The 13079-nt window shown below is 35.9% G+C and carries 9 protein-coding genes and 1 pseudogene; 3 read left to right on the plus strand and 7 right to left on the minus strand.

Annotation, left to right across the window (positions count from 1 at the left end; translation table 11 throughout):
• Positions 1-480: 480 nt before the first annotated feature.
• Together BR30_RS37675 and galE are read right to left on the minus strand one after the other, a co-directional pair.
• Positions 481-744: a carboxypeptidase-like regulatory domain-containing protein gene (locus BR30_RS37675; RefSeq protein ID WP_231507626.1), complete on the minus strand. Its 264-nt coding sequence runs from the start codon at positions 742-744 to the stop codon at positions 481-483.
• Positions 745-893: 149 nt separating this feature from the next.
• Positions 894-1865, minus strand: a complete 972-nt coding sequence (gene galE / locus BR30_RS0105015; RefSeq protein ID WP_026564060.1) for a UDP-glucose 4-epimerase GalE — start codon at positions 1863-1865, stop codon at positions 894-896.
• Between the two features lie 750 nt (positions 1866-2615).
• Here galE and BR30_RS32635 point away from each other — a divergent pair.
• Positions 2616-2990 carry an LCP family glycopolymer transferase gene (locus BR30_RS32635; RefSeq protein ID WP_051633460.1) on the plus strand — a complete coding sequence of 125 codons (375 nt, stop codon included), beginning with the start codon at positions 2616-2618 and terminating at the stop codon, positions 2988-2990.
• Here BR30_RS32635 and BR30_RS0105030 read toward each other — a convergent pair.
• The 3 genes and pseudogenes from BR30_RS0105030 to BR30_RS38795 all read right to left on the minus strand — a co-directional run.
• Entirely contained in the window at positions 2977-3519 is a 543-nt protein-coding gene (locus BR30_RS0105030) for a BsuPI-related putative proteinase inhibitor (protein ID WP_026564061.1), read from the minus strand. The genes BR30_RS32635 and BR30_RS0105030 overlap by 14 nt on opposite strands.
• Positions 3520-3627: 108 nt before the next feature.
• Positions 3628-5421 (minus strand): peptidase S8, encoded by a 1794-nt coding sequence (locus BR30_RS38790; RefSeq protein ID WP_442852958.1) that lies wholly within the window; start codon positions 5419-5421, stop codon positions 3628-3630.
• A gap of 402 nt (positions 5422-5823) precedes the next feature.
• Positions 5824-7449, minus strand: a pseudogene (locus BR30_RS38795) (M4 family metallopeptidase); the annotation flags it as partial.
• Positions 7450-8008: 559 nt separating this feature from the next.
• On the opposite strand from BR30_RS38795, the gene BR30_RS0105040 reads away from it, so the two are divergent.
• Positions 8009-8374 (plus strand): triple tyrosine motif-containing protein, encoded by a 366-nt coding sequence (locus BR30_RS0105040; RefSeq protein WP_026564062.1) that lies wholly within the window; start codon positions 8009-8011, stop codon positions 8372-8374.
• Between the two features lie 137 nt (positions 8375-8511).
• Here the strand turns inward: BR30_RS0105040 and BR30_RS0105045 are convergent, their stop codons facing one another.
• Together BR30_RS0105045 and wecB are read right to left on the minus strand one after the other, a co-directional pair.
• Complete coding sequence (locus BR30_RS0105045) at positions 8512-9747, minus strand: accessory Sec system protein Asp2 (protein ID WP_026564063.1); 1236 nt, start codon at positions 9745-9747, stop codon at positions 8512-8514.
• Positions 9748-10301: 554 nt separating this feature from the next.
• Entirely contained in the window at positions 10302-11453 is a 1152-nt protein-coding gene (wecB, locus tag BR30_RS0105050; protein WP_026564064.1) for a non-hydrolyzing UDP-N-acetylglucosamine 2-epimerase, read from the minus strand.
• 188 nt (positions 11454-11641) lie between these two features.
• On the opposite strand from wecB, the gene BR30_RS0105055 reads away from it, so the two are divergent.
• Entirely contained in the window at positions 11642-12985 is a 1344-nt protein-coding gene (locus BR30_RS0105055) for a right-handed parallel beta-helix repeat-containing protein (protein ID WP_026564065.1), read from the plus strand.
• The last annotated feature ends 94 nt before the right edge of the window (positions 12986-13079 follow it).

Below are 13079 nucleotides of genomic sequence, written 5' to 3' on the forward strand. Positions count from 1 at the left end.
TTCAATGCTATTTCCAAATAATAAAACAAACGATTCAAGATGCTGTTGGAGTACTTTCGATTCTTTATACTAATCCTCTGTATGTTATAGTTTTCACAATTTAGGGATTCCTCATCCCCAAAAATCACCGTTTTGATAAATATTTTTATTTGGGTAAGAAGGTTCAGATGTAAAGATTGTTACATCAAAATTTTCCCGTTTCAGTAATATATATAAATTCTTAATCCGATTTGCATGAGTTCCTATTTCAGGATAAAAATGTTGAGAAATGATTAAAACCTTTTTCACTTACTGGTGACCAACTTTTTAAATATCCTTTAATGTCGAATATTATACGGCACGTTACATGAAATATCACAAAATCCGACACAACTTAAGAACAGTTTCAACTCTAATAAAAAAGACTGGGTAGAAAATCAATGATTTCTACCCAGTCTAGAAGTACAACCAACAGAAGTTATTGTGCTAATACATCAATGTTTAATTGAGTGTTGTTAGTAACAGTAAATTCCTTTTGTAAGCATACCATTTTCCTTCTGTACCCAGCCAAATACCTTCTACCTTGTATGTTCCGTTCGATAATTCTGCAATGCAGAAGTTTCCATTTGCATCTGTTACCGTATCGTACCATTTTTCTTCACCAGTCGTGGTGTGAAAACTGAATACACATTTTATAAAGTGGTATTTCCTTTTGTTAGCGACCTGTAACCTTTGGTAATTACACTGCAGGTCCATCATGAACATCAATATTTAGTGTGTACGTGCCTGAAACAGTAAATTCTTTTTGTAAAACATACCATTTCCCTTCAAATGCTGACCAATACCTCTATTTTATAAGAACCGTTTGGAAGGTTAACACCAAAGTTACCATTTTTGTAGTTTGTACGACACTATCAATATTGTTGCCGTCGGTGCCATTTCCAAGCATCAGCAATAATTCGTTCCAAATTCCGTTCCGCCTTCCAGCCAAGTTCGGAATGAATCTTTTGGGAGGAAGCTACGAGCATCGCTGGGTCACCAGCACGACGATCCGCCATTTCTACGTTCGCTTCTATGCCGGTTACTTTTTCACATGTCTCTATGACTTCCTTCACAGAATAGCCAAGGCCATTGCCAAGATTATAAATCTCAGTAGATTTCTTTCCTGTTAATAATGCCTCGAGTGCGAGGATATGGGCACTGGCTAAATCGGTGACATGGATATAATCACGAATACACGTACCATCGGCTGTATCATAATCAGATCCGAAAACAGATACTTTTTCCCGCTGTCCTAACAGTTGTTGAAGGACAATCGGGATTAAATGTGTTTCTGGGTCGTGACTTTCGCCAATTACAGCGGATTCATGGGCACCGGCAGCATTAAAGTAACGTAAAATCACATATTGCAATCCATAGGATTTTGAGAAATCAGACAAGATTTGTTCGATCATCAGTTTGGAATGTCCATATGGATTAATCGGTCTGGTTGGTGTGGATTCATCGATGAGTTCCACATCAGGGATTCCATAGGTAGCTGCCGTGGAAGAGAAAATAAAGTTTTTTACATTGTATTTCATCATTACTTTTAGCAGGGTAAGTGTTGACGCTACGTTATTCTGGTAATATTTCAAAGGATCCACAACAGACTCTCCTACCAAACTAAAGGCAGCAAAGTGCATAACGGCCTTGATGGGATAACTTTTGAAGATCATTTCTAAATCTTCTTCATTGCCAAGGTCACCTTCAACAAAGACGGCCCGACTGTCAACTGCTTCACGATGACCAGTCGACAAGTTATCGAGAACGACAACCTCTTCTTTTTCAACTAATTCCTTTACTAGATGGCTACCAATGTAGCCTGCTCCGCCAACGACGAGAATCATATTCATTTCCCCTTAGGAAGAATTTCATTTACTTGTACCATTATATCATAATGGAGAAAAAACAACTTATCAAAGGGATGGTGACTTACTAAGTTTCCATTTATTCAGAAGTGGAAACTACCGTTAGATACTTATTCGATGATTCTGTAGACAGTAAATTATAAGCTCCCAATAATAATAAATTGAAATTTCTGGCCGCTAGAGCCAAACCCTGATGTTACCTCTAATTTCAATCTTGTGGCATCAGGTGGTAGTTCAAAAACAATCTTTGCTTCTTTTGAAATACTAGGGTTAATATTTTTCAAAAAAAGGCTGTTTCATTATTTATATTTATATAACTATCTGCTTTTATATCCTGCCCGAATATTCTTCCATTTGAATCATGAAGCATAAACTTGCTTTTCTTTACATATTGGACAAATATACAGCTTTTACACTTTCTACAAACAGGTTATATATTTTATTTGTCAAAAATTCTCGTTTATCCCATAAATATGTCGTTTATTAATAATTCCTTTCTAAAATCAAAAAGCCCTCTAAATGAAATAGAATATTAGTTAAAAAAATAAGAAAAATTAGTAATTACTAGATATAAAAGTTTAAAATACCTGGGGGATATGTCGATTGAACACTAAGAAAAAGAAAAACAAGTAGTTAAAAGTCACAGGAATTATACTATTAGTATTGCTGTTTTCTTGTGGAGCATATGTTTTCACCGTTTATAACTCTTTTAAGAACTCCGTGGAAACGATGAATCAGCCAATCGACCGCAAATCTGAAAAGCGTGAAGAACCAGAGGCTTTCAAAGAAAAGGATCCATTTTCAGTGGTATTGCTAGGTGTAGATGAACGAAAAGGTGACAGAGGAAGCTCTGACTCATTAATTGTATTGACAGTAAACCCAACCAATAATTCATTGAAAATGCTCAGCATCCCACGAGACACCCGCACTGAAATTGTTGGAAAAGGGAAAGAAGATAAGGTTAATCACGCATATGCTTTTGGTGGAGTTTCAATAACCAAATCACAACTACCAAAAAAGTCCCAAGTGAAGATGATTCACTTGGGACTTTTCGGCTTCTGCGCAATCTTCGATAAGACAGACTACACCATCATTCAATCTTAAATGAAAGGCTAGCTATTATGTCCTGTTTCTTGGCAGTAGAAATAAACTCAATCGTATAATTTCCTTTTTTCAGGTCTTTTGTAACTTTATTAAAATTCTCTTTATAGACAAGCTCTTCCCCTTGTTTTAACTTGGTCACTATAATTTGATCCGCCCCTACCATTTCTTTTGAACGTTGTTTAACTATAGCATGATTTTCATCACGAATAATGTAATCATATTTAAGTGACGTAGGGAATACAAGTTCTTTTTCCTGCTCACTTTGGTTTTTCAGAGTAAAAACAAATATCAATCCTGACAGATCCTCTTTTAATTCAAGTGAACCTTCAATCCCAAAATTAGCAATCCCGGTGGAAGGAGAATTCCCATTATTATTCTCACTATCATTTGTTTTGTTGTTATTGCCACTTGGATTTGAATTACTACTATCGTTTGTTTGATTGGTATCACTTTTTTGTAATACGCATGCGGTTAAAAGAGAAAAAACAAAAATGAAAAGAAATATACAGAAAAGCTGCTTGCTATTCAAGCAAAGCCCCTCCTTCACTTATAAAATATGGAAAAGGAGTGAACACGTCACTCCTTTCCATGTTTCCCATTGTTTTATTTTACCATTAGTTTAGTACAAGGGCTTATTTTATTTATCGTATACTATTACAGGAGTGGCTGCACCTATGTTTCCAACAGTATCTTTTGCATTTACTGATAATGTTGATTTAACCTTTTGTGGTGTAATATTTACTGAAAAAGTTCCGGTAGAAGAAGCCATAGCATAGCCTAAAGTAGTTGTGCCCACTTTTACATAAACGGTAGCATATGGTTCGGTTTTCCCTGTTACAACCTTGTCAGTGTCACCAACCGCATTAACAGTTGGTTTACTAGGAGCCACTTTATCAGCTGCGATAATATATTTTATAGCCGCACTAGCGTCTAAACGTCCCCATCCATAATAGTCATCATAGCCCATATCCCCAAGATCTTCACTTGTTTCTTGTAAAGCTTGTGATACTTGTGCAGGAGTTATATTTGGTTTAAGCGAGTATAGTAATCCTGCTACAGCTGCAACATGAGGAGTTGCCATGGATGTACCTGACATATATTCTACTTCCCCATTAGCAATGAAGCTAGCCACTCTATCTCCAGGTGCCACTACATCTAAGCCTTCACCATAGTTGGAGAAGTCGGAAAGCTGATCTATATTATCAGTCGATCCAACTGAGATGACATATTCTGAACGACCTGGATAACTCAATGTACTGTCACCATCATTACCAGCTGCAGCAACTACGGTTACACCTTTTTTGGCTGCATACTTCAATGCATCTTCAACCACATTACTAGATTCGTCTCCGCCTAAGCTTAGATTGATTACTTTCACTCCTTTATCAACTGCATATCGAATACCTAAAGCTAGATTTTCCCATGTTCCAGACCCTTTAGAATCAAGAACCTTTACAGGCAAAATGTTTGTATTCTGGTTAATTCCAGCAATCGAATTCTTATTATTAGCTCTTGCAGCAATAATTCCTGCTACGTGTGAACCATGGGATTTGTCATCCAGGGCATCGCTATCATTGTTCACAAAATCATAGTCCATACTAGTAAGAACTTTTCCGTAGAAATCGGCGTAGCTATAATTGACACCACTGTCAACAACAGCAACCGTCATGGATGGCAGAGACTTTCCTGAGAGCTGTTTTACCATATCCACATAATTAATATCGGCTCCAGCTAGACCGTCATTTTGCCCAGTATTGTCAAGAGACCATTGATACTGATAGTGAACATCTGCAGTAAAGGCCTTCACGGATCCATTTGGTTCTGCATATTCAATTAGGTCTGATTTCTTAAGCTCTTTTAATACTTCATTAACTTTTTGATTAACCTGTACTTTAAACGTTTTATCAAGAGATACTTGTGCATTTGATAAAGTATTTACCTTAACGTCAACGTTTAATCCTTTTGAGGACAATGTACGGCTAACCAGTTTTGAAACATCGGCGGTATTAACGTTTTTCTTCACTTTAATGAGAATCTCATTTGAAGCTTTGCCTGCCTTCAAAAGATTTGCTTGAGTTAAAACAGTTGCTAAGTTTTTACCAGCCATCTGATTGACATTAAATTGTTTCCAAGTTGCGTCTAATTGATCTTTCAATTGTTTTGGAACATCATTTCTAACCGTTCCATATAAATGTGCTAAAGCATTCACGTCTTTAGTTGTCACTTTATACGAGGAATTTCCACTCATTGAAAGCTTTTCTGTTTCTTTAATAGCTGTAGATAGTTGCGATAAATCGCTGCTTAGACTAGAGCGAAGCTTTTTGTCTTTGATCATATCCACTACGATCGACTTTGATAATTCATAGTATAAAGAAGTAATTTTTTCCCCGTTAACTGATTTGTTTAAAAGTTGATCACGAATCTTTCTCATGCTATTGAGGTTTTCAAACACAGTAGTAGAATCTTGCGCAACTCCTTCTATTGCACAGCCTGTATCTACAAATGGTTCCTTGTATATAGGTGTATTCGTAAGAGAGAAAGTACCTGCTTGCAATGCTTCTACTTTTACATAATATGGACCAGTCCAAGAAAGTGGGAAATCAACAGTACTATCCGCATTTTCTAAATAAGCATTTCCTTTGTTCGCACTAGTTAAATCCTGATAAACCGTGATTAAGGAAGGAAAATCACCTGTTGCAAACGTAATGTGGGAAGATTCTGTTAAAGCTTTAGCAGGATCAATTTTAAACCATTTGATTTCTCCCGCTTGATTAAATGTTCCATTGTAGGCCGCCCCCACATTTAAAGTGATGACAGTTGAAGGCACTCCATTGATTCCTACCGCAGAAAACGCAGCCTGAACCGATTTTACTTCCTGACTGGTTGCGCCGTAAAGATCAGTCGCCGCTTGGATACTTGCATATCTCATATGTTGGAAGTTCGATAAAGGTGTTAAGTAAAGGGTTAGGGCACGGTAGAAAATTTTCCCTAGTTTATCACGGCTTATTCCAGTGACCTCTACACCATTTTGTGTACCACCTTGGCTGATTAGGTAAGCAGCTTTATTAATGATACCGCTGTTTGTGTGGACACCACCATTGTCTTCATCACCAATATAACGTTTAGAATAGTGATCAGGGTCGCCATAAAGGGTTGGATTTGACATGGAACGAAGTGCATCCCCAGCAGTAGCAGGCGTGTAAACATCTTCACCGATATTCCAATCTGGATATTTATTATTATAAAATTCTACTAATGTACCAAAAACATCTGACATGGCTTCATTTAGTGCACCAGATTCATTTTCATAAACCAATCCCGCAGAATACTGAGTCACGGCGTGGGTTAGTTCATGGGCTACAACATCAATCCCGCCTGAAAGTGAGCGGAAAGTTGTTCCATCACCATCTCCGTATACCATTTGCTTACCATCCCAGAAGGCATTATTGTAGTTCGTACTATAATGAACGGTTGATTTGATCGGTCCATTTGCATCATCGTAGCTGTCCCGGTTAAACGTCTTTTTATAAAAATCAAATGTAGTGCCCGCATAATAATGAGCATCTACTGCCGGAGCATCGTAGGTATCATTTAAAACGCCGTCTGCGTCTCTCCAAAGGGTTCCTGGCAGACTTTGAGATGCTTTTGCATTATAAGTGTTAATTCCTAAACCGTGGGTAAAATCCTGTAAATAATACATATTATTGGTCTTTGAAGCTTGAAGGAACTTATAATCTCCTAAAACACCTTTCCCCTTAACCGTTGTGCCTAATTCATCAAGCGAATTGAACTGATGAATGATTTTTCCGGATTCAACATCCACGAAAAACAACCAATTCCCTGGTTTGGGGTCTAAAAATTGCAAATTAACAACATATACTAAATTAAGTTTATTGTTATGATAATAATATTCTACATCTGCCTTAGGGGCTTCTGTATATTTTGGTGTAAACTTTAGTTCTTTTTGCGCAAGACTGATAGCCTGATTAGGACTAACTTTCTTTAATTTTGTTGCTATTTGTTGAAAGTTATTCTCAGGAAGTACGTCACCTGAAACAGTGAGAAGCTCACCTTTTTTATTAACGTGTGCGATTTGCTGATACCCAAACACAGGAATCCCTTTATAAACTTGCTGAAGGCGAATGACGTGATGACCGATTGGGTCTTTAATATTGCCCTTATTCACAAATAACGTTTTCGCATCACTCTTTAACCCATATGTATCTTTTGCTTTGTTAAAAAAGGATAAGACAAGCCTTTCGGGTGTAGCGGATGCATCTTTTGCTAGAATACCGGAGATGAAATTTGAGTTCCCCAAAGTCTCGCTATAATTAATAGATTCAATCTTACTACCCTCAATTTTCGGTGCCGCTTCTAATGGCAATGTTTGAGAATATGAAGCATTTGATGGAATCACCAGTGAAAGCGTAAGAATACAAGTTACAGCTATGCTAAAAATTCTCTTTTTCAAAAAAACCCTCCTTATTTACTATAATCAAAGTAACTTTTAATGATTAATCCCAAAAAAAAACACCCTTTTATCCCATTAATTCATTTTTTACAGCAATCTCCAAAAAACCACTCCCTTTGTCCTATATTAAACTATAATAAGTTGTAAACTAGTATTTCACAACAAAAAATAACCGACAAAATACTACATTTCTCCTCCTTTTTTATTTTACCTGAGGCCCCTTTTGTTTTTAACACCCATAAAGCCTGTTCGGGAGTAGACGAGTATATTGTCCACGTATAAATCCGGAGAAAGGAAAAGACGCCTCCTATAATGTATTGGAGCGACAAGTTTATATCTTCTGCTACATATTCCACTACCATAACTTATTTTTTTATCATGGCATAATTAAGTTTTTCTTTTATTTTGTGTCGTCTTTGGTATTTCTTTCTTATGTTTACCATCTGGTTTATGATTTTAGTCAAAATATGTCCTTTTTAACTTTTATATTTTAGCTTTTGTTGAGTATAATATAATTTGAGTTTTTTATTAAAAGGAGGAACAAGAAATGAAAATCAAATTGTCTATACTGTTTTTAGTCGCATTACTACTAATTACAGGCTGTAGCAAAGATGCTACTAATTCGGATAAAAAGCAAGAATCGAAAGAAAGTGAAGTAAAAATTGCAAAGGTTATGATCAAGAAAGGAGATGCACAAAATTTCTATGTTGTAGCAACTGCGGCAAGTGGAAATAACTTAACTTATGCGTATTACGTCTATAAGGATAAGAAGGTTATAGAAAAACAATTATATAAGCAGGATGCCTTCTTTACTTATAATATAACAACACCGGGTTCTTATAAGGTACGTGTATTTCTAAAAGATGCTAATGGTAAAATAGTTACGAAAGACACAGAAAAAATTTCAATGTAAAAAATCATCAACCCAAGGGTGTTTAACAAATAACACCCTTGTTTTTTATTTTTTTCAATTCATATAACCCCATCTTTCCTTAAAAAAGGACAAGTGGCCAAAATAAAGAGGGCTACAAAAGCCCTCACGTTCATGATTCAATTTACTTTTAATGGTTTTGTTTTACTGACGGCAACTTTTCCAAACTTATCTTTAATATAAAACTGAACTTGATAAATGCCATTGCCTTCATTATCAAGTGAAAATTCCATGCAATTGTTTGGCTGATACATGATTTTGTCAATGAGTGAACCATTTTTATGAATGTAGTATGCATATAATAACTCACTAGAATCCGTTTCAATATCTAATTTTAATAATGATTCCTCACCCCTGAAATTAGCTCCATAAAAATTATACCGTTCAGCTCCCACAAACTCATTCAATAACTCTTTTTGGTAAAACCTTTGTCCATCTTTCTTAACTTGAAGAAACACCGAGTAGAAACCAGGTAAAGTAGGTGTGTACTCAAACTCATTTTCGCATTCATAAACCATTTGGTTTTGTTCTTGCACAACAAAACCAACTTGAACATCTTTTAACGGAACGGAGATTTCAACTTTCCCTGTAAACTTTTTATTGTCTATTAGCTTGCAATCAATTTTTTTAAGCTGTACATAGTAAATTATTAAGAGTAAATATTTCATAAGAAACTCAGGGAAATGATTGCCTACATCTGAGTGGTCTTTCATATTTTTGCATTCATAATATTTATAAGGAATTTCTAATTCATCCAACTTATTCAAAAATGGTTCAATGTGTTCTGCGTATTGCCAATCATTCTCGCTCGACATCAGAAATAGATTTGTTAGTACTTCTTTCTCTAGTTGCTTATAAACAATTTCATTCAATTGTTCTTCTTTTTGTGCGTCTCCACCCACCATAAAAGCATACGCTTCTGGACGATGTTCTTTTATATAGGTAGTTATCCTCGTTTGGAAAGCTCCTGCTATAACATGACCAAAGTTATACTTTAGTCCAAAATATAAAGCTGCGGTCCCCCCTTTTGAAGAACCTGTTAAAATGACATTATGAGGAGCAATCCTATATTTCCGCGTGATAAAGGTAATTAGTGACAATACGGAGCTTTCTACTTCATAGCTCATATTTTCTCCAATGTAATAGGAACCAGTAGGACCATAATTGTCTAATATGAATAATTTGTTACAGTCAAAATCATTTAATGTTCTCATATAATTATAAACATGTTTAACTTTAGCGGTGTTTTCACTGAACCCTGAAAACATTATTACTAAATGATCCTTGTTAACATTACCTTCATTAAATACATACTTAATTGGTACGTTAGAGTTATATATCTTTTCGTTTATCAAAAAATATCCATCCTATCAGAAATTCGTCATATAATAGCATTTTATGTCATTAAAATAGATAGGACAAGAGCTATTTATAGGAAAAGCTAAAGTCAAAGCCAACATAATTTCAGTCGCATGTCCCAAGTTTTCCTTTCATTCTCTCCGCTCGATACCTCACGGTCACGCAGTGCATGTTAACTATACACTTCTTCACACTACGGTCTGTTAGTGACTTTCACCCTAAGTAAGAACACTACCAAGGCACAAAAAACTGAAAGGAATAACCCGTCAGCTTTTGTATTACCGCCATCAATGAGTACCATTAGTCCTTTTCCAATTCAATCTTTCGCTTTTTTATATAGTGATTAATTGTTTTTTCTATTTCCTCTAACGCTCCAATAGATTTTATATCTTGGTTAATATACCGAACTGTTTTCTTAATGGATTTAGTAGTCGGTCAAAGGGCTTCAATTTTCTACGCCTTTGGAATAGTGCTTTTGGACAGAAGGACAATTCATTTATTCTTTTCCTTATACTTATTACTAAGGAAAAAGTGATTTAAAAATATCTTATTACTTGGCCTCTCCCAAGTTCCTTGGTCTATTCTCAATCATATTTTTAAAATATAAGATAGCATCGACGATTCTCTTTGAAGCATTACCATCACCATATGGATTAGATGCTTTCGACATCGAATCATGAACTTCTTTATTGTTTAACAACTCATCAGCTAAATTAAAAATAACTTCTTCCTCCGTTCCGGCCAACTTCAAAGTCCCCGCTTCCACCCCTTCTGGACGTTCTGTCGTATCCCTAAGAACCAACACAGGAACTCCAAGTGATGGAGCCTCTTCCTGAACGCCGCCAGAGTCAGTCAGTATTAGGTACGCTTTAGAGGCAAAATTGTGGAAGTCAATAACATCCAATGGCTCAATTAAATGGATCCGATTATTGTCACCAAGAATTTTGTCAGCCGTTTGTCTTACAACCGGATTCATATGTACTGGGTAGACCACTTGGATATCCTCATGTTTTTCCACTAGCCTTCTAATGGCACTAAACATGTTTTCCATAGGCTTTCCTAAATTCTCTCTTCTATGCGCGGTCATAAGTACTAACCGATCATTCCCCATCATATCCAAAACAGGATGGGAATAGTCTGATTTAACTGTCGTTTTCAAGGCATCAATCGCGGTGTTACCCGTGATAAATATACTTTCTTCCAGCTTGTTTTCTTGAACAAGGTTCCTTTTTGATTGACTTGTCGGAGCAAAATGTAAATCGGCCATTACTCCAGTTAATTGACGGTTCATCTCTTCAGGATATGGAGAAAATTTATTCCATGTTCGAAGTCCAGCTTCCACATGACCAATAGGAATAGAATTGTAAAACGCTGCTAAACTTGCCACAAAGGTAGTTGTGGTATCTCCATGAACCAATACTATATCTGGTTTCACTTCTTGAAGTACCTTATTTAAACCATCTAATCCTCGGATTGTCACATCCACTAATGTCTGTCTATCTTTCATGATGTTTAAGTCGTAGTCAGGAGTAATATCAAATATCTCCAATACTTGATCTAACATTTGACGATGCTGTGCCGTCACAGTCACGATTGATTCAATGGTGTCATTGTTTTTTTCTAGCTCTTTCACTAGTGGTGCCATTTTAATGGCTTCTGGTCTTGTACCGAAAACGGTCATAACCTTAATTTTTTGGCTCATTGATGGTTCCTCCATTTCAAGACAAGTTATACGCCTTAAAGTTACATGTTTCTTCAGAAATATTCACCTAATGATAGTACATAGTGACGAGAACAATCAACTACTCTTTATAAAACAGAATGAAGAAACTACTTATTAGAACCATTCAGGATCGATGCAATAGTAAAAAGTAGGATGAAACTGTTATAATGAATAAATGTAATACAGAAGTGAAAGGAGTTTCAATGTTTAAACTTAACCTTCATAAAAAGACTTCTCTTACTATAATGTTTTTCTTAATAATAATTTTTATTACTGCTTCTATTGGATATATTCAAAAAACAGGGATCCATAATGGCGACATAGGTTCACAATCGAAGAAAAAAATTGAAAAAATAGATCCTAAGGATTTTGGGGCAGTTGGAGATGGTATAGCGGATGATACTGCCGCTCTCCAGAAATGGCTAGATGCTCCTGGGAAGAATAAGGTCTTGAAGAATGGAACTTTTAAGATTACAGAAGGACTTACTTCATCAGTGGATGGACGAACCATTAAGACAGATGCAGCTGTGATTGTGGCAGATAACACAGAAATCATTATGTTGACTGTAACGGGTAATAAAAATCGAATATCCGTCAAATTAAATGGAAATTACAAGGCAGCAGGAGGCGTCTTGATTCAGGGAGCAGGAAGCGAAGTCACAAATAGCAAAATAGAAAATATATATGGAATAAATCACGTCGCATATGGAATCCGGTCTGAAACATCAAGTGGAGTGCGAATCGAAAACAATATTATTCTTAATATACAAAGTACCGCAAATGGTAAATTCGGGGATAGTATAGGCGCATCCCGCGCCGTATTTATATCATCTACTCAAGCTGCTTCTTCAATGAATATAGTCAAAAACAACTCAATCATTGGAGTCACAGGTGAAGAGGGTGATGCCATACAGTTCCTTTTTAAGGGTGGAACGGGAGCATTTCTAGATGCAAAAGGAATTATCCAAGGAAACACTATAAAAAACTGCAGCAGACGAGCTATAAAAATTCAAGCGTCCAATGTGAAAGTATTAAACAACACTCATTCAAATACCTTGTCCATAAATATGTTACCAAACGCTTCGAATCTGATTGACATTATCCACTCAAATAATATAGTGGTCGAAGGAAATACATTGGATGCTAGAAGCTTTCAAGGAATTAGTTTGAGCGGAGATTCAAACGATAAATCCTCCCATATTGTGGTAAAAAGTAATGTCATTCGCGGAGGATTATCTCTTTCTAACGGAACCAGAGCAACCACAAACGGTATTTATTGGAACAATATCACGGATAGTCAGATTGTATCTAATTCTATTTCCGCCACTGTGATTCCAATCTCGGGATCAAATGGTACTAATCTTATTATTACTAATAATCGTTTTTGGGGAGGCGACCAATTGAATCCTGCAATTTACCTAGTTGCTTCAAACTCTAACATATATATGTCCAATAATAAGCAAATGTCAGGTAAGCGTTTTAATCTAATTAAAGATTACACTCACAATTAACTAGGTAAGCCAACATTTAAATATTAATGGAAGAATATTTGTAAATCATTTTCCTATCTTGCCCATGATAAGCCCTTTAGTTAAAATGAAGTAT

This window comes from Bacillus sp. UNC41MFS5 (assembly GCF_000686805.1).

Coding starts and splice junctions, on each gene's coding strand:
- BR30_RS37675 (WP_231507626.1), bottom strand. CDS start 744: ATGTTCATGATGGACCTGCAGTGTAATTACCAAAGGTTACAGGTCGCT.
- galE (WP_026564060.1), bottom strand. CDS start 1,865: ATGATTCTCGTCGTTGGCGGAGCAGGCTACATTGGTAGCCATCTAGTA.
- BR30_RS32635 (WP_051633460.1), top strand. CDS start 2,616: ATGAATCAGCCAATCGACCGCAAATCTGAAAAGCGTGAAGAACCAGAG.
- BR30_RS38790 (WP_442852958.1), bottom strand. CDS start 5,421: ATGAGAAAGATTCGTGATCAACTTTTAAACAAATCAGTTAACGGGGAA.
- BR30_RS0105040 (WP_026564062.1), top strand. CDS start 8,009: ATGAAAATCAAATTGTCTATACTGTTTTTAGTCGCATTACTACTAATT.
- wecB (WP_026564064.1), bottom strand. CDS start 11,453: ATGAGCCAAAAAATTAAGGTTATGACCGTTTTCGGTACAAGACCAGAA.
- BR30_RS0105055 (WP_026564065.1), top strand. CDS start 11,642: ATGAATAAATGTAATACAGAAGTGAAAGGAGTTTCAATGTTTAAACTT.